20 protein-coding genes are annotated in these 24,936 nt (G+C 59.0%); 1 reads left to right on the top strand and 19 read right to left on the bottom strand.

Features of this window, described 5'->3' with window-relative positions; translation table 11 throughout:
* Positions 1-100: 100 nt before the first annotated feature.
* The 6 genes from AC0CMF_RS24410 to AC0CMF_RS24435 form a co-directional block, all read right to left on the bottom strand.
* Positions 101-391, bottom strand: a complete 291-nt coding sequence (locus AC0CMF_RS24410; protein WP_472482507.1) for an ArsR/SmtB family transcription factor — start codon at positions 389-391, stop codon at positions 101-103.
* A gap of 54 nt (positions 392-445) precedes the next feature.
* Positions 446-2,809 (bottom strand): putative bifunctional diguanylate cyclase/phosphodiesterase, encoded by a 2,364-nt coding sequence (locus AC0CMF_RS24415; protein ID WP_306041763.1) that lies wholly within the window; start codon positions 2,807-2,809, stop codon positions 446-448.
* A gap of 36 nt (positions 2,810-2,845) precedes the next feature.
* On the bottom strand, positions 2,846-4,990 hold the full coding sequence (locus AC0CMF_RS24420) for a putative bifunctional diguanylate cyclase/phosphodiesterase (protein WP_472482508.1): 2,145 nt from the start codon (positions 4,988-4,990) through the stop codon (positions 2,846-2,848).
* 146 nt (positions 4,991-5,136) lie between these two features.
* Positions 5,137-7,029: a methyl-accepting chemotaxis protein gene (locus AC0CMF_RS24425; RefSeq protein ID WP_306041979.1), complete on the bottom strand. Its 1,893-nt coding sequence runs from the start codon at positions 7,027-7,029 to the stop codon at positions 5,137-5,139.
* On the bottom strand, positions 7,026-7,394 hold the full coding sequence (locus tag AC0CMF_RS24430) for a hypothetical protein (protein ID WP_306041977.1): 369 nt from the start codon (positions 7,392-7,394) through the stop codon (positions 7,026-7,028). The genes AC0CMF_RS24425 and AC0CMF_RS24430 overlap by 4 nt, the downstream gene beginning before the upstream one ends.
* Complete coding sequence (locus AC0CMF_RS24435; protein ID WP_306041975.1) at positions 7,391-7,585, bottom strand: hypothetical protein; 195 nt, start codon at positions 7,583-7,585, stop codon at positions 7,391-7,393. Before AC0CMF_RS24435 ends, AC0CMF_RS24430 begins: the two co-directional genes overlap by 4 nt.
* A gap of 593 nt (positions 7,586-8,178) precedes the next feature.
* Between AC0CMF_RS24435 and AC0CMF_RS24440 the strand changes: the two genes are divergently transcribed.
* Positions 8,179-9,324, top strand: a complete 1,146-nt coding sequence (locus AC0CMF_RS24440) for an IS110 family RNA-guided transposase (RefSeq protein ID WP_152007319.1) — start codon at positions 8,179-8,181, stop codon at positions 9,322-9,324.
* A 722-nt stretch (positions 9,325-10,046) separates the two neighbouring features.
* Here the strand turns inward: AC0CMF_RS24440 and AC0CMF_RS24445 are convergent.
* The 13 genes from AC0CMF_RS24445 to AC0CMF_RS24505 form a co-directional block, all read right to left on the bottom strand.
* Complete coding sequence (locus AC0CMF_RS24445; RefSeq protein WP_472482509.1) at positions 10,047-12,701, bottom strand: excinuclease ABC subunit UvrA; 2,655 nt, start codon at positions 12,699-12,701, stop codon at positions 10,047-10,049.
* Positions 12,702-12,993: 292 nt separating this feature from the next.
* Positions 12,994-13,782, bottom strand: a complete 789-nt coding sequence (eutC, locus tag AC0CMF_RS24450) for an ethanolamine ammonia-lyase subunit EutC (RefSeq protein ID WP_306041973.1) — start codon at positions 13,780-13,782, stop codon at positions 12,994-12,996.
* Positions 13,779-15,176, bottom strand: coding sequence for an ethanolamine ammonia-lyase subunit EutB (locus tag AC0CMF_RS24455; RefSeq protein WP_306041971.1), 1,398 nt, complete (start codon positions 15,174-15,176; stop codon positions 13,779-13,781). The genes eutC and AC0CMF_RS24455 overlap by 4 nt, the downstream gene beginning before the upstream one ends.
* A gap of 9 nt (positions 15,177-15,185) precedes the next feature.
* Positions 15,186-15,965, bottom strand: coding sequence for a histidinol-phosphatase (gene hisN / locus AC0CMF_RS24460; RefSeq protein WP_306041969.1), 780 nt, complete (start codon positions 15,963-15,965; stop codon positions 15,186-15,188).
* Positions 15,965-16,897 carry a choline kinase family protein gene (locus AC0CMF_RS24465; protein ID WP_306041967.1) on the bottom strand — a complete coding sequence of 311 codons (933 nt, stop codon included), beginning with the start codon at positions 16,895-16,897 and terminating at the stop codon, positions 15,965-15,967. The genes hisN and AC0CMF_RS24465 overlap by 1 nt, the downstream gene beginning before the upstream one ends.
* A complete protein-coding gene (locus tag AC0CMF_RS24470) occupies positions 16,890-17,852 on the bottom strand; it encodes a phosphotransferase family protein (protein WP_306041965.1) in 963 nt (320 codons plus the stop codon). Before AC0CMF_RS24470 ends, AC0CMF_RS24465 begins: the two co-directional genes overlap by 8 nt.
* Positions 17,849-19,153, bottom strand: a complete 1,305-nt coding sequence (locus AC0CMF_RS24475) for a Zn-dependent hydrolase (protein WP_306041963.1) — start codon at positions 19,151-19,153, stop codon at positions 17,849-17,851. Before AC0CMF_RS24475 ends, AC0CMF_RS24470 begins: the two co-directional genes overlap by 4 nt.
* On the bottom strand, positions 19,128-19,877 hold the full coding sequence (locus AC0CMF_RS24480) for a DeoR/GlpR family DNA-binding transcription regulator (protein WP_306041962.1): 750 nt from the start codon (positions 19,875-19,877) through the stop codon (positions 19,128-19,130). The genes AC0CMF_RS24475 and AC0CMF_RS24480 overlap by 26 nt, the downstream gene beginning before the upstream one ends.
* A 72-nt stretch (positions 19,878-19,949) precedes the next feature.
* Positions 19,950-21,524 carry an amidase gene (locus AC0CMF_RS24485; protein ID WP_306041960.1) on the bottom strand — a complete coding sequence of 525 codons (1,575 nt, stop codon included), beginning with the start codon at positions 21,522-21,524 and terminating at the stop codon, positions 19,950-19,952.
* Positions 21,525-21,553: 29 nt separating this feature from the next.
* On the bottom strand, positions 21,554-22,288 hold the full coding sequence (locus AC0CMF_RS24490) for an ABC transporter ATP-binding protein (RefSeq protein WP_333899263.1): 735 nt from the start codon (positions 22,286-22,288) through the stop codon (positions 21,554-21,556).
* Positions 22,285-23,007: an ATP-binding cassette domain-containing protein gene (locus tag AC0CMF_RS24495; RefSeq protein WP_472482510.1), complete on the bottom strand. Its 723-nt coding sequence runs from the start codon at positions 23,005-23,007 to the stop codon at positions 22,285-22,287. The genes AC0CMF_RS24490 and AC0CMF_RS24495 overlap by 4 nt, the downstream gene beginning before the upstream one ends.
* Complete coding sequence (locus AC0CMF_RS24500; RefSeq protein ID WP_472482511.1) at positions 23,004-24,044, bottom strand: ABC transporter permease subunit; 1,041 nt, start codon at positions 24,042-24,044, stop codon at positions 23,004-23,006. Before AC0CMF_RS24500 ends, AC0CMF_RS24495 begins: the two co-directional genes overlap by 4 nt.
* A complete protein-coding gene (locus AC0CMF_RS24505) occupies positions 24,041-24,907 on the bottom strand; it encodes a branched-chain amino acid ABC transporter permease (protein ID WP_306041954.1) in 867 nt (288 codons plus the stop codon). Before AC0CMF_RS24505 ends, AC0CMF_RS24500 begins: the two co-directional genes overlap by 4 nt.
* Positions 24,908-24,936: the final 29 nt, after the last annotated feature.

The following is a 24,936-nucleotide window of genomic DNA, read 5'->3' on the forward strand; positions in this document are numbered from 1 at the left end:
GCTATCCGGACAAGTGCTGGCGACGTTTCTTCACGGCTTTCGGATGGGCAGTGCAAGTTCAGCTCGACGGCAAAGCGCCAGGATCGAATGACCTGCAGGATCACGCCGGGATTTTGACGTTGATTCCATCCAAGGTCTGAAGGATTGCGCGCACGGCTGGCGATTCACTGGAATAGTAGATCGTCTGGGCGTCTCGACGGGTTGTGACAAGGCGTTGTTTTCGCAGCTTTGCCAGATGTTGCGAGACGGCCGACTGGCTTAATCCGGCATACGAGGCGATACCGCTGACGGGGACCTCTCCCTGGACGAGCAGCCTAAGAATCGTAAGTCGAACCGGATTCGCCATTGCGGACAGGATTGCGGCAAGATGTTCTGCCTGTTGTTCGTCCAAGCGGCTACCTTTCCCGTAGATGGTTTGTTTCGGGCAGGCGATAGCCGGCCGATCTCATGCCGCTTTGGTCAGGGCAGCACTCTTGTTCAGCTCCGCTATTTTCGCCGCGTCCCGATCGTTTGGTGCTGGCCGTCCGAACAGATAGCCTTGAATTTCGGTGCAGCCTTCTTCGCGTACGCGATCGAGCTGCGCTTGCGTCTCGACACCTTCGGCTACGGTGGTCACGCCGAGGCGCTTTCCGAGATCGGCAACCGCCTTGACCACAGCCGCGCTTTCCATCCGATCGACAGCCTCTTTCACGAATGAGCCATCTATCTTGATCTTGTCAAAGGGAAACACGCGCAAATGGGAGAGGGAAGAATAGCCGGTCCCGAAATCATCGAGCGCGACCCTTACGCCCATGTCACGGATGCGGCGCAGATCGTCTATTCCTGCCGTCTCCGCGCCAAGCAGGGCGGTTTCCGTCACTTCGATTTCGAGCTGGCTCGGCGACAGTCCGGATGCGACAAGGGCGGAATGGACGGCCGAGGCGATTGTGCCCTTGCCGAGCTGTACGGCCGAGATATTGACGGCGACCCGGACGCCGTCGTCTCGCTCCACGGCATCGCGGCAGGCCTGTTCAAGTACAAACTGGCCGAGCTGGTCGATCAGGCCGCTTTGCTCAGCGACCGGCACGAACTCGCCGGGCGAAATCCAGCCCCTTTTCGGATGATGCCAGCGCACCAGAGCTTCGCGGGCCGTGACCTTGCCCGTTTCGATGTTGACGATGGGCTGATAAAAGACGAACAGGCCGTCTTTGGTTTCGAGAACATCGCGTAGCTTCGTTTCGAGCCGCACGCGCTCATGAATCCGGGTTTCCATGTCTGGCGAGAAAATATGCGCCTGTCCCTTGCCAGCGGCCTTGGCCGCGTAGAGAGCCAAATCGGCGCGGGCAAGCAATTCGTCGGCACTCTCCCCATGCCCCGGGGCAAACGCGATGCCTACGGACGCGCCGAGCTGGATGCTCCTGTCATAGTCGAGATCATAGGGCGCGCTCAGGGCCTCGATGATTTTGCTGGAAAGGGCGAGGGCGGATTCCGCATTGTTATGCGGGACGAGCACCGCGAATTCATCGCCGCCGAGGCGTCCGACCGTCATGGCTGGCCCGTTGCAGATCGTGCGCAGGCGGCTGGCCACCTGTCCGAGCAATATGTCGCCGACGGAGTGCCCCCTTGTGTCGTTGATGAGCTTGAAGCCATCGAGGTCGACATAGAGCAATCCGAGGCGATTGCCGGGCGTCACGAGGCCCTTCGCCAGCTCCTCGTGGAATGTGACGCGATTGGGAAGTCCGGTCAGTGTGTCGTAATGGGCGAGTTGGCGGATTCGGTTTTCGGCCTCAACTTCCTTGGTGACGAGCGCCCAGGTGAGCATGGGTCCGATAAAGCTGCCATCATCGGCGATGACGGCAGAGACCTTGAGGTCAAGCACTTCCGGTCCGAGCTTGATGCGGGCATTGTGAGGCAGGTTCTTCGGATCAGCCAGAATTCGGCGCTGGTGCTGCGGGTTGCGGTGGAACACGTCGATGGAGGTGCCGAGCAGATTGTCGGCGCTGATCGGCAATAGGTGCTCGATCTTGCGAATAAGTTCCTTGGATGTTTCATTGGCATAGTTGATGTTGAGCGTCCCCGGCTCGACGGTCATCACCGCCATCGGCATATCGTCGATCATTCGCAGCAGCCGGCTTTGTTCCTCGTGCTTGCGGAGTGCTTCGGTCTGGGCGTTCACCATACGGGCGAAGTCACGTTGATTGATGTTCAGCATCACCAACATTCCGAAGGACACGAGCGCGATATTGACGGCCATCGCCACAAAGGTCGGTTGACCCGTCGCGGCGAAAAAGAAGATGAATGCGCCATTGACGATTGCTGTCACGATCAGCGCGGCCGACCGCAGATGCACCAGGCTGAAAATGCAGGAGATCACCGTGATGGCCATGTAGAAGGCCAGATAGGAGCGCGTGTAGGCGTCGCCGTAGGGATAGAGTAGGAATGACCATGCCGTGAAGGCGGTGGCGATGCCGAAGGCGAGATAATTGACACGCTTAAGTGCGTGCAGGGCCGCTTCCGGCGTCGGAACGACACTGCGCGATCTCCACCAAAGCAAGACACGCGCGGCACAGACGAAGGTGAGCAGTATTGGTATCCCGACTGTTAGCCAAAGCGGCGCGACCCCCATATGCGTGGTGGATACGGCCCAGGTGCTTGACAACAGAATAAGATACATCAACGGCATTTGCCGCGAGAAGGCGCGATACTGCGCCTTGAGCAGTTCCGGATTGTCACCGGGGATCGTGACGAATTGGGCGACACTGCTACGTATGACGTTAACTATCCGCGTGGATGCCGTTTCTTTTAGTTCCGATTCAGGAGCGGAGCGCATGCGGCGGCTCCTTTGCATCAAGTTTCGCCCCGCCTGTCATCGTGCTGGAACCCCTTGCTTCAATGGCTTTGATGTGGCAATTTTTCCCGGCTCCCGGCTCCCGGCTCCCGGCTCCCGGCTCCCGGCTCCCGGCTCCCGGCTATATGGGTTTGTCAAGACTATTTGTCCGGTACTAACAATATCTGCAAGAGCGGCTGGACGGCCAAGAAGAAAGCCTTGCGCTTCCTCGCAGCCTTCGGCACTCAGCATGGAAAGCTGGTCATAGGTCTCGATCCCTTCCGCCAGAACCGGAATCCCGAAAGTCTTGCCGAGCGCAAGCACGGCCTGAATAATCGCTGTGGTTTGCGGATTGGCGGCCGTTGATGAGAAGAACGAGCGGTCGATTTTGATCTTGTCGAAGGGGAAGGCGCGCAGGGTGTCGAGCGAGGAATAGCCCGTCCCGAAATCGTCGAGCGCGACGCTGACGCCGAGGCCCTTGATCTGGCGCAGCATGTGCAAAGCTCTCTCCCTATCCACGAAAATTGCCGATTCCGTCAGCTCCAGTTCTAGCCGCTCCGGCGACAGGCCGGTTTGAACCAGAACCTCAGTGACGATGCGGGGCAGATCGGCATGAACAAACTGTACAGCCGACAGGTTCACCGCGACCTTGTAGGGCTGTTCCCACGTGGTCGCCTCTGCGCAGGCCGTGCGAAGCACCCATTCCCCGATCGGAAGGATAAGGCCGTTTTCTTCAGCGATCGGGATGAATTCGGTCGGACCGATCGGGCCGAGCTGAGGATGCTCCCAACGCAACAGCGCTTCATAGCCGGTAATCTCGCCTGTCGCGATCACGGTTTGTACCTGATAATGGAGCGACAACTCATTGTATTCCAGTGCCCGGCGCAGATCGGCGGCAAGCAACCGGCGTGCCCTGATTTTCTCATCCATTCCCACTTCATAGAAGCAGACATGGCGAACGGGATCGGCCTTGGCCCTATACATGGCGAGGTCCGCATTGTTGATGACGGTCTCCCTGTCGCTGGCGTCGTCGGGGAAGACCGACACCCCGAAACTCGCGCCTGGCACGATCTCCGCGCCATCGAACTCGATCGGCTGGAACAAGGCCGCCTCAAGGCGTACGAGGAAGTCGGAAATGCCGGTGTTGTCATCCCCCATTCGATAAAGGGCCGAGAACTCATCCCCGCCCGTTCTGGCGACAAACTCGCCTTCACTCTCGCGCAGCAGTCCCTTGATGCGGTAACCGAGAACGCGCAACACCTCATCGCCGGCATTGTGGCCGCGCAGGTCATTAATCTCCTTGAAGCGGTTGAGGTCGATCCCGACCAAAGCAAGCCTGCTTTTTCTTTCGCGTGCCAGTGCCATTTCTAGGTCGATGCGTTCGTTGAAGTTGGCGCGGTTCGGCAGACCGGTAAGTGTGTCGTTCAGCGCCAGGCGGCGTAGCCGCTCCATCGAGTCCGCCCGCGCGCTATCATCGATCAGGTAGCTGACCAGTCCTGCCGCGACGATCACGAAGGACATGGCCGCGATAGCAATGGCGAGCGTATGTAGGGCTTCCTGGTTGGACAGCGAGCCATCCAGCAGCAGGGGTTCGACACGGAAAGCGGTCATGCCGGTGAAATGCAGTGCGACGATCGCCAGCGCTAACACGCCGGCCATGATGTTCGTGGCCTGCGGCCCGGGTCGCATGGCAAGATGCAGCGCCAGCGCCGACAGGCTGACCGACAGTATCACGGAGGCGACCAGATAGGGCACATCCCACGACACGATGCCCTGCACCCGATAGGCGATCATACCGGAATAATGCATAGCGGCGATCGAAAGACCGACGAGCGCCCCGCCGACGGCAGGCGTGAATGCCGCCCAACGACTACCGGCAAGCGAGAATCCGATGGTGCTGCCAAAGACGGCGATGAGCAGGGAAACGACTGTCAGGATAGGGTCGAGGCTGATTGGCGCTCCGGCGTTATAGCCGAGCATGGCGATGAAATGGGTGCACCAGATCGCAACCCCGGCCGCCAGTGCCGTCATGAACAACCAGCCGTATCGCTGGCCTCCGGCAGTGGTGGTCGAGCGCTGGAACAGTCGGGCCGTTACCCAAGAACCGGTGATGCATAGCGATGCCGCCAGCAGTACCAGCCATGGATTATGATACTCGACTATACACCCTATTACTGTCATCATTTGACGATATTTCCCAAAAAATAATATCCGCCTTATGTAAAATACGGGTTTCTCTATGATTGCATAATGTAGTTGCAACGCAATTAAGAAACCCGCCCGTCCTATTTGTTCTTAAACTGCCGTTGGCGGCAGACAGGCTGGTATGGTCATGCCGCGCGGCGCTCGGGCAGTGTTCCCTCCGCCCTGCGACGAGGATTTTCGCGGCCGGATTCAAGGCGGAAGTTCGCAAGAAGGGCCTTCAACTCTTCGGCTTGGTTGGCGAGATTCACACTGGCAGCGGACGTTTCCTCCACCATCGCCGCATTCTGCTGCGTGCCTTGATCGATTGTGCTGACGGCCGTGTTGATCTCTCCAAGGGCGGTCGATTGCTCGCGTGACGCCTCGACGATAGCAAGGACATGCCCGTTGATCTCCTGCACATCCCCGATGATGGTTTGCAAGGCAGTGCCGGTCTCGCCCACAAGTGCTACGCCGGCTTTGACCTCATGGTCGGATTTTGCGATGAGTTCCTTGATTTCCTTTGCTGCACTGGCTGCCCGCTGCGCGAGAACGCGGACCTCCTGTGCGACGACAGCAAACCCCTTGCCGGCATCGCCGGCGCGGGCGGCTTCGACGCCGGCGTTGAGCGCCAGCAGGTTCGTTTGAAATGCAATTTCATCCATCATGTCGGTGATGGAGCCGATCGCACGGGACGACCGCTCGATCTCGCCCATGGTCGTCACCGCCCGTTGAACGATCTCCCCGGACTTCTCGGCGCCAGCTCTTGTCCGCGCGACGATGGTTCCGGCTTCTTCTGCCCGTTTGGCGGAATTTGCCACCGTTGTTGTAATCTGATTGATTGCGGCCGCGGTTTCTTCGACCGAGGCCGCCTGATGTTCCGTGCGTTTGGCCAGATCGTCCGCGGCCGAGCTGACTTCGCCAGCCGCCCCATCGATGGACAACGCGTTTTGCTCCACCGCCTGCAGGGTGCTGCGCAACGTTGCGACCGAATTGTTGAAGTCCCGTCGCAGCATGTCGAGAGCCGGGATGAACGGTTCAGCGATCTCGCATGTCAGGTTGCCGGCCGCGACCTGACCCAAACCCGCGCCGATCTCATTCACTGCACGAACACGCCCGGTAATGTCAGTGGCGAACTTTACGACTTTCACGATCCTCCTGTTTTCATCGAAAACCGGATTGTAGGACGCCTGAATCCATACCTCCTTGTGACCCTTGCCTATGCGCTTGAATTCTTGCGCGACGAATTCGCCGCTGCGCAATCGCTGCCAAAACCCGGCATAATCCGGGCTGTTGGCATAGGCCGCATCAACAAACATGCGGTGATGGTGGCCCTTGATCTCTGCGATGTCGTATCCGAGCGTCGAAAGGAAGTTCTCGTTCGCGGCCAAAATCTCCCCTTCGGGCGTAAACTCGATAATCGCCTGAGCGCGGGAAATAGCGGCGATCTTTCCCTGGGCATCGATCGCGGCTGTAATCAGCCCGACGGAACGATCAGCCTCCTTTTGGGCTTGCTCTTCTTTGGTCGCAGCGAGGGCCAGGAGTTTTTCGGTCTGGAGGATCATCCAGACGAGTGCGGCTGTCTCGATTACGAGAACAACCGCGTGCAAAACGACGCGGCCAAAGCTGCCTCCGCCATAGAAGACGAGACTATCCAGCGCCATTCCAAGTCCGAGGTGATGCACGGCAATCAATCCTGCCCCGAGCAGGATGACGCGAACGTCGTACATCAAGGCGCTGATTGCCAGCGTTGCGAAAAACACCATATGAATGTCGGTCTGCCACGGATGGTCGCGTGCCGCGATAAGCAGGGCGACCGTTTCGCCCATCAGGACCGTCACGACCATGAGCCGTAAGGCGTCGCCCTGGCGCATGACTGCGTAGGTCACACAGAGCCCTACCAACCCGACAATGGCGAGCGCGGAGGCCAGGCCGAACGACCCTTGTGCGATCCGGTCGGTCGCGAGAACGCTTAGGGTAAGGATGAGTGCGACACCGCAAAGCACCAGCGTCGACATCTTGCGTATATGATCGAGCGTCATAATGGTTCTTTCTTGTCATTGCGGGAGAGGGGCTGACATAGCCCGGTGGCCGCGAGGGTGAACAGTGCGCCGGTGGAACGGACACGGCCAGCGAATCCGGTATCGGGGGCGTAGGCCACGACGATATTGGAAAGGTGAGATGGAGCGACGATCTGGCCGCCTGCGTCGGTAACCCTTTGCCACGCGGTCAATTCATCGGTGAAAGGCGGAAAAACAACCGCCATCTGTCCGGTAGTAGGTGGAATATATTGGGCGGCAAGCCCGCCGGCCGCGGTCAGAGCTGCCATCGCCAGCGCGGGCATAAAGGCTGCGGTCCTGACCGGACGTTTGATGACGGCGTTGGCTTGTGAACGATTTTCCATCATTCGGCCTTTGCATAGGCCGAGGATGCCAGGTTCGACGGCGCCTTCCATGCCCGGTTGAGCTCATCGACGAGCGGCGTGTGGTTGAAGGACGTGATACTATCGTGTTGATCGATCAGTACAACGGCGGTGATCGACTGTTCCAACGCGGGAACGAGAATATGTTGGGTATCTGCAAAAGTATCTGGTGTCATGTCGGCGCACCCGAATTTAAACGATTAAAGTACCGCTTTCCCGTTGCTGAAGAGAAAACAAAAACAGTTAAATCTTTCCATGATCCCAATCCGCTAATGCCTGTCCCGAATCTGTGATGGCCCTCGCTGCGTTGCCGTTGAAGATCATCCCCAGCGAGCCTCGCCCCAATGAGTTTGCAAATAGAAGATGACTTCGATCGATTGGGCATCATGGACCTTCTTGCGCAATAGCTGACTGGTAATCCGGAAACCCCCACGCCGGATTCGTGAAACTAGTGTCGAATGGATTCATTCCATTGCATCGCGCGGATCATCCCACGCCCCATCTGTCAGATGGGCGACGCTGCTTCGCGGTGAAAAAAAGCCCCGCAAACGTCATCTGGCCGGAAGGTCTTATCGCGGTGCGCCCCCGCAATACCTTCCTGACCCCATGATCGGGGAGTTGGAAAACCGTATCTGAACGGTTCCTGAGACCTTTAGCACCGAGGCGCCTGGACATGCGTCACAGGCTCCTACGTTTTAGTCGCACTACCGCCTTACCCGGCAAAAGCCCCTATCATCTCCGGCGCAAGTCATCCAATCGGGGAAAAGATATGAGCAATTCATTTGACTATTATGTGGGCCTCGACGTTTCCCAGAAGACCACGTCGATTTGCGTAATCGATCCGCTTGGCAAGAAACTCTGCGAAGGGAAAAGCCTGACCCGCCCGGAGGACATTCGGGGTTGGCTCCGAAATCGCATCGAGGACGGGAAAGCTCTGAAGGTCGGCCTTGAAGCAGGCAACATGAGCAGCTGGCTCTACAGCGGCCTCACCAAAATGGGGTTGGACGTCGTTTGCATGGAAACCTTTCAGGCGCATCGGTTTCTCGCCACCTACCGGAACAAAACCGACAAGAATGATGCGCGTGGACTGGCCCAACTCGTACGGATGGGAGGAGAGGATTTTCTCAAGGTCGTCACCATCCGCTCGCAGGCATCTCAGGAAACCAGAGTGCTTCTTGCGATGCGGGACCACCTGGTCAGTCAGAAGGTCAGCCTGGAAAATCACATCGCCGGCGTTCTCAAGCCATTTGGCGTGGTCGTCGAGCGTGGCAACGTGACGGCAGAGGTTTTTTACAAGCGGACATTGGAAGGCCTTGCTGAGGCCGAACGCAACGGTGTCCAGGTCCGCTCATATGTACTGCCATCGCTGCATCTCTACATGGAAGCTTGCGAGAAAATCGCACCGCTGACGGAGAAGATCCGCTCGATCGCCGCCGGCATCGAGATGGTGCGTCGCTTCATGGATATCCCAGGGATCGGTCCGGTAACCGCACTATCCTTCTACGCCGCGGTCGATAATCCGCAACGCTTCAAGAAATCCTCGGATGTGGCCGCCTATTTTGGACTGACGCCACGACAATTTCAATCGGGAGAGAGCGACTACATGGGCGGGATCTCCCGTCGCGGCGATCCAGGGACGCGGCGTGTGCTTGTGATCGCCGCGACCGTTCTCCTTGCTCACTCGAACGATTGGAACAGCCTGAAAGCATGGGGCGTGCGCCTGGCCAAGCGGATCGGCTTCTCGAAGGCGAGAATCGCCGTGGCCCGGAAACTGGCGATGATCATGCATAAGATATGGCTGAATAACGATCGTTTCCGCCCCAAAATCATCAGCGCCGCCGAGCGAACCAAGCTCAAGAATGAGCTGTCAGGTGCGGCGATGAAATCCAGACCCGTTGCATCGGCGCCGGTCTGATCGAAACCCCGGTGAGTCTGAAGCCGGGGGTCTTGCAGCAAGACGGCAGATGGGTGAGTGACGTGCGGTCGGGTGGCTCGTTGCCTGGGATAGTTCCCGGTCAACATCAGAAGCCGCGGCTCCTATTGGTCCCACCTGTTTGTTCCATTGAACAACGTAATGTAGCCGCCAGCAGCTCGGCCAGCACGGCGTGACTACGGAGAGACTCCTGATCTTGCGGGCAGGACAATATCGTTGACATTAGCGTTGCCGAAACCTCTTCGGCAAACGATTTGGTGTGCCCGGAAGGGGCACCGATCGAAGACCAAGAATGAACGAAATCAGTCGTATAGGGATTTTTGGAAAAGGGATTGACGCCCGCGCGACTAGAGACCCGACCGCTTGGGTCAAGGATCTTCGGAGCCGTAACGGCAGGCTCCAGACCGTCAGATAAGGGGTTTCCACACCCCAGGGCCGCGCGTACGGCCCCATGTTCGTTATACTTTGCAGGAGTTAAAGTTTTATATACTCAATATGTTCCAGTAGATCAGTAGTTGTGCTCATTCAGAGAGTGCTCGTGTTTTGGTATGAAGCACTCGGAGCTTCAGTATCAAACCGACGGAAACGCCGCTAAATTAGCGGGGCCGTCGTCCCCGAGAACGGCGGCCCCGCTTTAGATCACCATGAATGCGCGGATGTCTGAAAATGACTGGCTTTGCCACACCACTGAGCTGGCAGCGAGATTAGAAATACGCCGCCTTGAGATAGGGCGCGGTCAGACTGTCTTCCGCTTCGGCGACAGCACGGGGGATGCCGCTTGCGATGATACGACCGCCATCCTCACCCGCCCCTGGACCCAGATCGATGACCCAATCCACCTGGGCGATCGCGCGCATGTCGTGTTCGACGACCACGACCGTATTGCCGGCATCGACGAGACCCTGCAAATGCCGCATCAAACGATCCGCGTCGGAGGGATGCAGGCCGGAAGTCGGCTCGTCCAAAATGTAGATCGTGTTGCCGTGCTGAGCGCGCTGCAGCTCGGTCGCCAACTTGATGCGCTGCGCCTCGCCGCCAGACAGCTCCGTCGCTGGTTGCCCGAGCCGCAGATAGCCGAGGCCGATTTCCCGCAAAACGTCGAGGGATCGCATGACGGCCGGTTGATCGGCGAAGAAGCCGCAAGCCTCGTCCACCGTCATTTCGAGGACCTGGGCGATGTTGCGGCCGTTCCATTCGACCTCTAGCGTTTGCGGATTGTAGCGACTGCCATGGCAGGTCGAACAGGGCGCATAGACACTCGGCAGGAACAGCAGCTCCACCATCACGAAGCCTTCGCCTTCACACACCGGGCATCGGCCTTGCGCCACATTGAACGAGAACCTGCCGGGACCATAACGGCGTCTGCGGGCAAGAGGCGTATCGGCAAAGATCTTGCGCACATGGTCGAACAGGCCGCTATAGGTGGCGAGGTTCGAGCGCGGGGTGCGACCGATGGGCTTCTGATCGACCCGCACCAACCGCCGGAATTGCCCCATTCCCGCGACGATGCGTCCCTCAGTTGTCTCCTGCGCGGCATCGAACAGCGGATCGCCCTCATCTTCTTCGGTCGCAGAGGCCCCGCCGAGATGTTCCGCGACGAGTTCCGGCAGCGCCTGGCTCACCAAGCTGGACTTGCCCGATCCCGATATGCCTGTGACCGCCGTGAAACAGCCAATCGGGAACGCCACATCGAGGCCGTGGAGATTGTTTCGCGTCACGCCTTCCAGCCGGAGCCACGCCCTGGCTTCGCGCGGTGTCCGGTCATTCGGGACGGGCTTGTCGAACAGATAGCGGCGGGTGACCGATTCTTCCACGTCGGCCAGCCCCTCGGGCGGCCCGCTATAGATCACTTCGCCGCCTTTTTCGCCCGCGCCTGGCCCGACATCGACCAGCCACTCGGCATGGCGGATGACGTCAAGATCGTGCTCGACCACGAACAGCGAATTGCCCGCCGCCTTCAGCCGTTCAAGGATCGACAGCAAGGCTTCGCCGTCCGCCGGGTGGAGCCCCGCTGACGGCTCGTCCAGCACATAGACCACACCAAACAGCTGGGACGACAGCTGTGTAGCCAGGCGCAAGCGCTGCAATTCGCCTGATGAAAGCGTCGGCGTGCTGCGGTCGAGCGAGATATACCCAAGCCCCAGATCGATCAGCGCGCCGATCCGTTCGAGCAATTCGGACGCCAAGCGCTGTGCGGCAACCCGCTTTTCTTCGGAAAGGTTGGGAGTGCGGCGGACATCGGGCGCGCTCTTGTGCGCAGAACCGCCAGCGGCAACCCGTTGCTCCACCGCCGCCTCGCGGGTGGCTTTGTCGATGATATCACTGTTCCCGCTCGCTCCGAACTCGCCTCGCGCAATGGGCGTGAGCAAATCCCTGAGCTTCAGCAGCGACAGATCGCCGAACTCGGCAATATCCAGCCCGGCGAATGTCACCGACAGCGCCTCGCGCTTCAGGCGCTTGCCGTGGCAGGTCGGGCAATCGCGGCCGATGATATATTGCGAGACGCGCTTCTTCATCAGAGCGCTTTTCGTGTTGGCGAAGGTCTCCAGCACGTAGCGGCGCGCGCCGGTGAAGGTGCCCTGATAGCTCGGCTCCATACCACGCTTGAGGGCGATACGGGTCTGCTCGGGGGTCAGGCCCGCGTAGACCGGAACCGTTGGGCTTTCGTCGGTGAAGAGAATCCAGTCGCGATCCTTCTTTGGCAGATCGCGCCATGGCGTATCGACGTCGTAGCCGAGCGACACGAGGATATCGCGAAGGTTCTGACCATGCCAGGCCGGTGGCCAGGCGGCGATGGCCCGATCCCGGATGGTGAGTGTATCATCCGGCACCATTGTCGCTTCGGTCGCGTCGTAGACGCGCCCGATCCCGTGGCAGGTGGGGCAGGCACCTTCGACGGTGTTGGGCGAGAAATCTTCCGCATAGAGCATGGGCTGGCCGGGCGGATACTCCCCCACGCGGGAGTAGATCATGCGCACCACACTGGAAAGCATCGTCACGCTGCCGACCGAGGATCGGGCATTGGCCGAACCGCGCTGCTGCTGCAAGGCGACGGCAGGCGGCAATCCGTCGATCGCGTCGACCTCCGGCACGCCGGCCTGATCGATCAGGCGGCGCGCATAGGGGGCGACCGATTCCAGGTAGCGCCGTTGCGCCTCCGCATAAAGGGTTCCAAAGGCGAGGGACGACTTGCCCGATCCCGATATTCCGGTGAACACCACGAAGGCATCGCGCGGAATATCGACGTCGACATTCTTGAGGTTGTTCTGGCGCGCTCCACGAACTTGCACGCACGAGGGGCGTTCAGTGTGTCCGTTACCAAAAGCACTGGATCCAAGAAGTCGATTTTTTTCTTCCATATAGTTTTTCCCTCGCCATCAAAACCAAGCGCACGGATAGATGAACTAGCGATACAGCCTGTCCAACCGCAGGCGAATGTCTTCCACTCGCCCAGGGCCAATGCTCGTACACCTCGGTCGTTTTCCGGCTCTATCGTGCCAAAAATACTGTGTAATTACACCACGATGCCGGAATTTGACGCACAATTCTATCATTAGTTCCGGGTTGCCACGAGATTACCCGCGCGCTCATGCCTGCCGGCTACGGATTGCCTAAAAACCGGCTATTCGTAGGAGGGATCAATTCCATCAATTACCGACCATCAGGTAGAAGCGCTACCGCCGCTTTAAGCGTCACGCCGCTCATGTGCGTTCTCATCATATCCCCGACGAGGGATACTATAGCCTCTGCGGCTTCGGAGATGGAAAGTCCGCCATCGCGGATGTTTGATACACAGTTGCGTGCACTGTCGGGTGTGCCTGGTTTGGGCGCATAGGTGATATAGGCACCCAGGCTGTCGGACGCAGACAAACCCGGTCGTTCCCCGATGAGCATGATCGTTACTCGTGAGTTGAGCGCTTCGCCTATGGGATCGGCCAGCGCCACGCGAGCTTGGGATGCCAGCACGAGAGGGCCAAGAGATAGGCCCAGCCCGCGCAACAGTGGCAACAGCGCGGCGATTAGCGGTTTCGCGTTTATCGTCACGGCGCTGGCCGAAAGACCGTCCCCGACGACGATGACAACATCGTAATTCAGTTCTGTTCGCAATTCTGCGAGTAAGGCGATAGATCGGTCTGAAAGGCGCCGACCTAGATCGGGGCGCCTTACATAGTCATTACGCTCCCTGGCCGAACTCTCGACGGTCAGGATTTCAACGCCGAGATCGGCCATTGACGCTTCCATGGCAGCGTTGTCGACCAACGTCCAGACGGCCTCGCGAGCACGAGCGTGGTCGAGCAAAAATGCTTGCGTTGCCCTTGTTGGCAGCCCAGAGCCAAAACGGCCAAGTGCCACTCGCGCATCGGTCATTGCTTTGAAGTCGAGAGCCCGGTCTCCTGCGGGACGAGGATCATTCTCAAAAACTTGGACTGGCTTCTTCATGATCGTGCTCCCACGAGAGAGGAGGAGGACAGGAAGTTGCTCAGCATTGGTGGGGCTCCCACCAATGCGCCGTCATTGGACGTCAGCCCAACCTCGTAGAGCCATCTCTCAAATTCAGGAGCCGGCGGGCGTCCGAGGGTTTCTCGGCAAAACACGGCATCGTGGTGGGCCAAAGACTGATAATTCAGCATGATATCATCCGCACCGGGTACCGTTATGACGAAATTAACGTTAGCGGCGCAAAGAAGCGTCAGCAGCGTATCCATATCTTCCTGATCTGCGTCGGCGTGGTTGGTGTAGCAGACATCGACACCCATAGGCAGGCCGAGCAGCTTTCCGCAAAAATGATCCTCCATGCCGGCTCGTATGATCTGCTTGCCGTTGAAGAGGTACTCGGGCCCAATAAATCCAACGACGGTGTTTACGAGCAACGGGTCCAGTTCGCGAGCAACAGCATAAGCGCGTGCTTCCATGGTCTGCTGATCGACGCCATAATGTGCGTCCGCAGAGAGAGCCGACCCTTGCCCGGTTTCGAGGTACATGATGTTGGAACCTTCGGGGCCGCGCCGGAGCGAACGACCTGCATCATGAGCCTCGCGAAGCAAGGCAAGGTCGATACCGAAACCGCGATTTGCCTTCTCGGATCCCGCAATCGACTGAAAGACAAGATCAACAGGGGCACCGGCCTGTACCGCCCTAATGGCAGTCGTCACATGACCGAGGCAACAAGTCTGTGTCGGGATTGCAAGCCGCTCGCGCAGCTCGTCGAGAAGTGTGACGATTCTTATGTAGTCTTCGACGGCGTCGGTTGCGGGATTGACACCAATTACCGCATCGCCGGACCCCATCAAAAGTCCGTCGATGGCGGACGCGGCTATGCCACGACTATCGTCCGTCGGGTGGTTCGGCTGGTTTCGGGTCGACAGCCGACCCGACAGTCCGATCGTGCTTCGAAAACGGGTGACGACTTCGCGCTTGGATGCAACCGTGATCAGGTCTTGCAGGCGCATGATCTTGGATACGGCGGCGACCATTTCCGGTGTTATACCCCAGGTGATCGCTTCGAGACGCTCTTGGCCGGTCTCCGGCTTCAGGAGCCATTCGCGAAACTCGCCGACAGTCAGCGAGGAAATCGGTTCGAAGGCACGAGGATCATGACGTTCAGCGATCAGTCGCGAGACTTCGTCGGTGTCGGCCGAGATCAGTTCTTCAGACAAGAATACCTTCAGCGGCAGGTCGGCGAGGGCCATCTGGGCGGCCAATCTTTCAACCGGTCCGGAGGCGGCAATTCCGGCGAGTTGGTCGCCGGAACGTTCTGGTGTGGCTTTCGCCAGAAGGTCTTTCAGGCTTTCGAAGCGAAAAACTGTATGCTCTATAGTGGTCTTGTAAGACATGGCCCGGCCTCACGGGTTGAGAAGAGCGAGGGCTTGGTCATGAAGTTCCGGTGTCGCCGACGCTACAACCTGTCCGTTGGAATGGATAGACAAGTCGTTCCCCTGCCAATCGCTGATGCAGCCACCCGCACCCCGGATAACCGGAACAAGAGCCATGTAGTCGTAAGGCTGAAGTCCGGTTTCCAGAACCAGGTCGCAGTGACCGGAGGCCAACAAGCCGTAGATATAGCAATCCCCGCCGAAGCGCCGTAAGCGCGTTGACCGCGATAACGTTTCAAAACGATCAACCTGGTCACCGGTGAACATATCGGGCGATGTCGTGTAGAAGCGGGCCTCCGAAAGCTTTTCGCACATGCTCGTCTTGGCAGGAGATCCGGAAAAACTCGTGTGTCCCGGCTGTCCCACCCAGCGCTCGCCCGTTGCAGGAACATCGATGAGTCCGCAGAACGGCTTTTCGTCCATGGTCAGCGAAATCAACGTGCCGAAGAGCGGAAATCCCGTGATAAAGCTTTTTGTGCCGTCAATCGGGTCCAGGACCCAGGTGAAGGCGTTCCCCTCCTTGATTCCGAACTCCTCGCCATAGATCCCGTGTTCAGGGAAGCGCGCCTGGATCAGTGCTCTCAGGTGCTGTTCGATCGTCCGATCGGCGATCGTCACCGGGCTCTCATCGAGCTTTGAAACTATCTCCAGCGGCGTGCGGAAATATGATAGGGCCAACGGCCGGGCTGCATCGGCAAGCTCCGCGGCGAAGTGCACATACGGTTCAGCAAAATGTTCGAAAGTGGTCATTATAGATCTTTCAAAAGATGGGGCCAACGGGGATCATCAATGATCGAGCGTGCTCGGATCTGTTTCCAGACGCCGTATTTGTAGAAATCAAAGTCGAGCGTGGAGATTGTATTTTGCAGCATGGCCCAGAGGGTCCACTTGATGTCTGCCAGGACCTTATAGACGGTCATCCTGTTGAACATTCGCTGATCGAAGGTGCCAAAATACGCCTCGATGATTTCGCGTTCGGCAGCCTGATCGAAAAACATCTCGGTGCTCCAGGCGCCGAGATCGTAGCAACGGTCATTGTTGGAAGCGTATTCGTAGTCGATCAGAATCAGATCGTCGCCGGCCCCCAGCAAAAAGTTGCCGGGCATCGGATCGTTGAAACAGGGAACCAGATCCATGCCGGCCGCCTCCAGAGCCAGACGCGCTTGCGTGTAGTATTCCATGAGGCTTAGTACGCGGTCGGGTAAAATTGCTCCGACTTGTTGGATCTGTGTGCAGTGTTCCTCGATCATGTCGAAGACTGTTTTTGTCTGGGAAAGCAAACCGGAATCGTGGAGTTTTCGATAGGTTCGCACCACGGCTTCGCGGACAGTTGGGCGAAGGAAATCGCGGTTGGAGGCGGCCTGATAACCGTCTATAAAGTCTACAACTTCGACTCCATGCGGGGTATTCAGACGATGAACGCGAGGACCTATACCGACAGCTTCCGCCTTGAGACTGGCTTCTAAAGAGACGTCGCGATTGATAAACAACTCGGTTCCACGCCCAGGAATTTTTACGAAGAACGTGCCCGGCTCGTCATCGACCCACACCCGCCAATTGACGTTGCTGATGCCGCCTCCCACTGGTTGAAATCGGGTTATCCTTCCCTGCCAGTGCGGTATCGACGCCAGAACGTCTTCGATCGTCAGGCTTTCTCCTAGAGTTTTATCTGGCTCAGACATTTTTCAGAACCTCGTTCCGTTCCATGGACGCAAGAGCCACGCGGGCTCTCAGCCAGCGCCATTGCCCATACTTCAGGAATTCCACATTTCTGCGCGATGACATCCTGTCCATCCCTAAGCCCCACAGCGACCACTTCAGATCGTCGGCTAACTGATAAGCGCATATACGTGCTCGCGACGTTTCGCTTACCGAGCCCTCGAAAGCCTCGATGACGGATTGCTGAATGGCTCTATCCAAGGGGTGCACTTCATTGAGTACGAGTGCCAGATCGAACAATGGATCGACGTTTCCGGCCTCGTCGAAATCCACCAGCTTCATATTCCCGTCGGAACTGATGAGAATGTTCGATGTAACACCATCCGCGTGGCCGGGAACTCGATCAACGCCGGAAGCTGATATTGCCCGACCACATTCCCTCGCAAAGGCGAGGGCTTCGACCATCGTATCGGGCAACGACAACGCAAGTGATACCACAGTTGCTGAGAGACGCTCGATATCGGCAAAGACATCACGATCGACGGGAAAGCTCGGAAGCTGGTGAAGCGATCGTTTCAGTTCAACGAGGCGATGTAGATCGTTCTCGGCTGAAATCTCGTGCAGGCGAGCTGTATGCCAATCACCCTCGGGCACGTCCACAAGCATCGAGTTTGAGGTGTTCAATCGCAGCCTCGGGGCAGGGGTGGCACCGATCATTGAGGCTGCAAGCGTCATCTCAAAGACGTTGTCCACATCAACTGGAGCCAAGCAATCGTCATACCAGGTTTTAAGGATAAAACCTGGGCCGTCAGGATCGCCGCGGAGAATACGGACCGCCGCATCGACCGCGAAATGAGAGGGAGATGCGACACCGGCAACCTCTCTCTCCACAACCACAGGCACCGCTAAAAATGCAGCAATCTCGGAAAGCGCGGACGCAAGTACGTCCTTGTCTACAGAAGGTCGCTGTTGGTTCATGCAACTTCTCCCCGCTTTTCTGAATGAAGAGAAAAATCAGCCTCGCTGCAGAGGCGGAATGCCGCCTCCAACATCAGTGTTGCTCCTGCGTCCATATCGTCCGGTCTGGTGAACTCAGCTTCGTTATGTGCGATGCCGCCGACACTCGGTACAAAAACGAGTGCCGTCGGGCAAAGACCAATGAGGCTCAATGCGTCGTGACCCGAGATGGTATCCAGTCGCATCGCCGGAATACCGATGGCGCGAGAGCAGTCTTCGAGAAGATCGACGAAATCGCCTGGCAATGGCCGCGCGAGCCGCAGCGAACGCGACGCGAAGCTGACGGTCGTGTGGGAGATGGCGGCCGCCTCCTCAATGACCTTCTGGAGCGCCTTTTCGGCTTGCACCAGGATATCATCGTCGGGCGAGCGGACTTCAGCGGACAAGTCGACCCGGTCGGGCACGACGTTGGACGAGTTCGGCGAGACGAGCAGTCGGCCCACTGACGTGTGCAGCTTATGCGGCTTCGTATCGGCCAGTTCGCGCAGCGCGACAACGGTTCGCGAGGCGGCCAGAAGCGCGTCGCGTCTCTCCGCCATGGGCGTCGGCCCGGTATGGGCCTGCTCACCATGGAACGCGACATCGAATTTCGCCGCACCCCAGTTGCCGGTCACGAGGCCAATCTGGCGTTCGCTGCGTTCGAGCCTCGCGCCCTGTTCCGCGTGCAGCTCGAGATAGAACGCGGGCATCGGGGGTGCTGCATCTATGCCCTTATAGCCGATATCCGACAATGCGTCCGCCAGCGTTATGCCGTTATCGTCGCGCACTGCGAGTATGGTCTCTTCTTTATAGTGGCCGGCAAATACACCGCTGCCCATCAGGCTCGGACGGAAGCGCGCGCCTTCTTCGTTGGTCCAGTTGACCACGCAGAAGTCGCGCTGGAACCGGTGCCCCTTTCTCTTGGCTTCCATCAGCCGTTCAGCAACCTCAAGGGCCGCCATGACACCCATTGTCCCGTCGACCCTGCCTCCGCGAGGCTGGCTATCCAGATGGGACCCCATCATGCCGGCTGGTTCGGTGCTATCTGCTTTGAGACGAAACAGACCGAACTGGTTTCCAACCGCATCGATGCGAATTTCGGCGCCTGCTTGTCTCAGCAGTTCTGTCAGCCTGTTTCGGGCATCGCCGTCGGCCGCCGATGCGCAAAGTCTGGAAACACCGCCCCCCGGCAGTGCGCCGAAGCGGGCGAATTCTGTCACCAAGCCGGCAATGCGACCAGGTGTTACCGCAATTCCTTCAGGCGTGTAGCACTTCGACCTCATGACGCGCGAACTCCTGCACAAATCGCGCTGGCGGAGCTCTGTCGGTAACTACTGTGAGCCGTTCCTCTAAACTGAAGGTTTTTAGATAGGCCTGCCGGTCGAATTTTCCGACGTCCGCAAGCATGATCCCGCGTCTGGCGCGATTTAACAGAGCCTGCCGCAATGTCGATTCGTGTTCCTCGTAGTCCATCCAGCCCAAGGAAATGTCGCAGGCACCAATACCCATAAAGGCCATGTCGTAAAAGTATCGCCCCGCATACGAAATGGTTTCGTAGCCAACCAGTGCATTGTCCTTTGTCCGAACCGTCCCGGGTGTCAGGTTGAGTTTGGGCAGGCTTGGTGAGAGCAAAAGTGCGATATCGAGCGAGTTGGTCGTGACCGTGATGTTCTTGCCAATCAATCGGCGTGCGAAAGCAAGCGTCGTAGTTCCGGTATCTATAAAAATAGACATTCCATCCGAAATGAGGGTCGCTGCTATTTCCGCAACCCGCGATTTGCCGCGCATGTTGTGCTTGCCGCGCTCGATCAGCGGCTGCTCCTGATCCAGACGCGGCTGAACTGCACCGCCGTGAACTCGCCTCAGCAGACCCCTGCGCTCCAGTTCCGCCAGATCTCGGCGTATGGTTTCCTCGGAAACCGAAAGCATCGTTGCTATCGGTGAAACGGCTATCCGCCCCTCCCCGCGTAAGGCGCGCAATATGTCCTCGTAACGATGCTCTGCCATGCAAACCCTTCATCCAACAAGTAGAAGAGCCATTATTGCTGCCCGCGGCCGAAATTTCCAGATAGAGAACGCTCATCGGCTCTGCTCCCCATAAACATCGAGTGTAGGGGTAGCGCGATGATGCGTCGCTTGCTCGTATCCGGCGGCCAGCGACAGCAACCGCGCCTCAGACCAAAGCGATCCGACCAGAACCAGGTTGAACGGAGCACCGCCCTCGTAATATCCGGCCGGCACGGTCAGGGCCGGAAGACCGGCGATGTTGATTTCGCAAACGGTTGTTTCGTGAATTGTTTCCGGGCCTTCCCGTGGCGGTAGCGGCGCGCGCATCTGCGGGAAGACGAGAGCGTCGAGACGATGAGCGTGCATGGCGGCGCTGAAGATGGCGAGATACCGTTCACGCGCTGCAAGGAAATCCTCCATGGCCGGCGGCGTGGAAGGATCATTGAGGCAGGCGACAAAATCTGGAAGTTGCGCCATGAACGAGAGTACGCCGTCAGGTCCGAAGGGATCCTCGCTGCCGACCGCAGCCGCGAAATCCGCGTACGATGCGAACGGATTGCCTGAGCCCAGGCGCCGAAGATAGTTCATCATGTCGTAGGGAACGCATTCCATGCCACGGGCATCATAATGATCCAGGCCCGGTACCGGTTGGCCGATATCGGCGAATCCGCTTCCGGCGAACGGGTCCTTCACCAGCACGGCGCCGAGGCTGGTCAGTTCCGCTTGCAACCTGTCGTAATGTATTTCCGTTTCCGCCGACAGCTCGCGACGGCGCCAGCCGGGACCATAGAGACCGAGGCGGGCACCCTTGATTATATCCGGCTTCAGGCTTGCCGCGTAGCCATCCGCCGGACGGTTGCCAATTCCGGCGACCGTCTTGGGATCTTCGGTGCAATAACCGGCGATCGCATCGAGAACCAGAGCGGCGTCGCGAACACAGCGGGCGATCGGGCCAACCACGTCTCGGGTGCTACCCGCCAGAGGCATGACGCCGGTATTCGGGACGAGGCCGAACGTCGGCTTCAAGCCGACGAGCCCCTGGGCGGAGGCGGGGTTTTGAATCGAACCACCGGTTTCCTCCGCCAGCCCAAGCACCGCCATGCTGGCGGCCACCGCGGTCGCCGTGCCGGCGCTGCTGCCCCCCGGAAGCAGCATAGTATCGACGGCGTTGAGGGTGGGACCGGCCCAGCTGTCGTTGGCATGGCTGCCGGTGGCGCTGAGGACAGGCACGTTCGTCTTGCCGAGAATGATGCAGCCGGCCTTTCGCATGCGTGCGACAACCGGTGAATCCGTATCCGGCATCAGATCGATGCCGCCACTCCCGGAGTGCAGCAAGCGCCAGCCGCCAGTCGTCGGGAACCCGATCATGTCCATGGTGTCCTTGACCACGATCGGAATGCCGGCCAGAGCAGGGAGCGGCTCTCCCCTGGACCGCTTCTCATCCATCTGCCTGGCGTCTTCCATGGCTTGCGGGTTGAGGAAGATGATCGCGTTGTAGAGCGGATTGAACAGTTTGATGCGGTCGAGGAAGGCGGCGGTAAGCTGTTCGGAGGTGAATTCGCCCGCAGCCATGCCATTGACGGCGCGCTCGACAGTCATTTCCACAAGGTCGATAACGGGAGCTTCGATACTCGGTTCTTTCGTCATGATGGTCTTCTTTCGGAGATTGAATTTGATCACTCGAGTTCGGCGAAGGCTTCCAGCTTTTCGATATCCCGCAGGGCCTCGGAGGGAACCTGACGGGTTATTTCCCCGCGTTGCAGGATAAGGATGCGTTCGCTGACAGCGGCGATGAAACCGAGATTTTGCTCCACCAGCAGGATGGCCAGGCCGCGTCTCAGAGCCGCTTCCTTCAGTGTGTCGGCGATTTCGTCGATGATCGACGGCTGAATGCCTTCCGTCGGCTCGTCGAGAAGGACGATCCGCGGATCGCCGCAGAGGCATCGTGCCAGGGCCAGCAGTTGTTGTTCTCCGCCGGAAAGCGCCCCGCCGCGGCGATCGAGATAGGTTTTCAAACGCGGGAAAAGGTCGAGGATTTCGGCCAGTGTCTCGGCTTCCGGCCGTTTCGACAGGCGGCAGCCTATGCGAAGATTGTCCAGCACGCTCAGTCCGGGAAATATCTCGCGCCCTTGTGGTACATAGCCGATGCCGCTCCTCGCGAGCGTGGTCGGCGTTGCGTTCGTCACCTCGCGCCCGGCAAATGTCACCTTGCCGCTCGTGGCCGGCAGATGGCCAGAGATGGTTCGCAGCAGCGTGGATTTGCCCATGCCGTTATGCCCGAGAATGCCGACGCGCTCGCCCGGCTGGACGGTCAGGCTCAAGCCCTGAAGGATGGGAATGCGTCCGTAGCCGGATCGCAGCTGATCGATGCCGAGAAGAGCGGCATCCGAAGGCGTTTGCGTATGGCTCATGCCGCGCTCCTTCCCAGATAGACGTCACGGACCCTCTGGTCCGACAGAACGGTATCGACGTCGCCCTCCACCAGGACCGAGCCCTGAGAAAATACCGTCACCGTCTTGGCGATCATTCGGATGAAGGCCATGTCGTGTTCGACAACGATGACCGCCTGCGTCCGGTTGATTTCCCGGATGAGTTCGGCGGTGCGGCGGACCTCTTCATGGTTCATTCCCGCCGCCGGCTCATCGAGAAGGATGAGATCCGGGTCCTGCGACAGCACCGTTGCGATTTCGACCCATTGCCGCTGGCCGTGTGCCAATTGCCCGACGATGCGATTGGCGATGGCCGTCAGGCGAAGGCGTTCGAGCACTTCGCTTACCGTCCGGCGTGCCGTCGGACCGGTCTGCTTGCGCTGGGCGGCGACCAGCACGTTCTCGAACACGGTCAACCCGTCGAACACGTTCGGAACCTGCGTCTTGATACCGACGCCCAGACGCGCGATCTCGTGCGGTTCCGCCCGGGTCGTATCGGTTCCACGAAAGGCGACCTTTCCTTCCGTGGGATGCAACTGGCCCGTCAAAATCTTGAAGAATGTGCTCTTGCCTGCACCGTTGGGGCCGATCAGGCAGCGCAATTCGGATTCCTGCAGTGTGAAATTGACATTACGGACGGCGGTCACGCCCCCGAACCGCATGGTGATATGTTCGGCATCGATCAGTGGCACAAGCGTCATGGCGTTGTCTCCAGGGCGGCGCCGGCCGCGGATTGTTCGGTGGATCGTTTCGGTTTCAGCCGTCTCGCGAGGGCAGAGATCGAAGGAAGCAGGCCCTGTGGCACGAAGACGACGAAGACCACCAGGATGATGCCCAGCCCAAGGCTCGGATCGATGAGAGCCTGCGTTCCGGACTCGTTGATCAGGGCCTGGATCAGCACCGCGCCTAGAATGGGACCGATCAGGGAGCCAACGCCGCCGACAAGCACCGACACGATGGCCTGGGCCGACATCGAAAGCGCAAAGACGGATGGGTTGATGAAGCTTCCCCACGCGGCGTAAATGCAGCCGCCAAGGCCGGCGATGCCGCCGCTGGTCGCAAAGGCGATCAGCTTGTAGAAACGCACGTCGTAGCCCACCAACATGGCGCGCGTTTCGTTCTCGCGAACGGCGATGATGACGCGGCCGAACCAGGTCGCGAGCAGGCCGCGGAGCAGGATGTAGACCAGAAGCAGCGCTCCCATCGACACATACCAGGTGCCTGCTTCATCGAGCCATTGATCCGGTTGGCCGGGAAGATTGAACGGCGCGATGGCGGGAATGCCGTTGAAGCCGCCAAGCTCGGCCTGGCCGATCCTGTACTGGCTGCCGGATGTGCTGTTCGACAGTGCGTAGAGAATAGTGGTCACGGTCAGGGTTATGACCCCGACATAGGCGTCACTGATGCGGCCATAGAACATGAAATAGCCGAGCAACGCGGCAAAGGCGGCCGGAATGATGATCGACAAGGCGATTGCGCCGGTGGAGTCGCCCAGATTGATGACGCCGACGGCATAGGCATAGCCACCAAGGCCGAAGAACGCGGATTGACCGAATGACAATATGCCCACATAGCCCCACAAGAAGGCCTGGCTGACCGCGAGAATGGCGACCGCGATGAACAGAGTACATTGAAGAAGGCTGAAACTGTCGAGCAGAACAGGCATGAGAAACATGGCTGCGACGCCGACCGCCGAGACACCAATGAAACTGGCTGTTTGAAAGGATTTGGGGCTCATAGGCTGCTCCTGAAATACCGACCGGTGATGCCCTGCGGCAGGTTTCTGATCAGTACGATCGCTGCGACGAGAAGTGCGACTTCGCCGATAACGGGCGTCGAAAGAAACGAGATGACTTCATTGACGAGGCCGAACAGGGCGGAGGCGAGACCGGTCCCCATGACGACGGCCGGACCGCCGCCGAGCACGGTAATGAACGCCTTGGCGACATAGGCCGCACCCATGGAGGGGGAGACGCCGGAGATCGGGGAAAGCAGGCCTCCCGCGAATCCGGCAAGCCCGGCCCCGAGAGCGAAGGTCGACATGAACACCGTAGGCGGGTGGATGCCGAGCGACGCGGCCATCCGCGGGTTCTGCATCGTCGCGCGCAAAACGAGGCCGAAGCTCGTACGCCGCATCAGCAGGAACAGCGCGCCGAGCGCGCTGACGCTCGCAACCATCAGGACGATGCTGTATCCGCTGGCGCCGTAGCCGCCGATTGAAAACCCGCCGACCGGCGTCGGTACGGCGTGAATGACATTGCCGAAGATGCTGGTGATGAGGCCGATGAGCCCGAGGCTGATGCCCCATGTCGCCAGCATGGTGTCGATCATGCGCCCATAGAGAAAGCGGATCACGCAACGTTCGAGCACGAGGCCAACCAGGCCGACGACAATTGGCGGCAATATGAGTAGCGCGATCCAGATATTGATCCCGGCTTCCGAGGCTGTTGCCGCGGTATAGGCGCCGAGCATCATGAACTCGCCATGGGCGAGGTTGATGATGCGCATCATTCCGTAGATGACGGACAGGCCGATCGTAATCAGCGCCAGTGTCGCCATGCCGGTCAGTATGTTGAAGGTGATTAGGCCGAAAATGTCCATCCTGAACTCCTCAAGTGGTACGACTGCGA

It is taken from the genome of Pannonibacter sp. CBAS1226, from assembly GCF_055685825.1.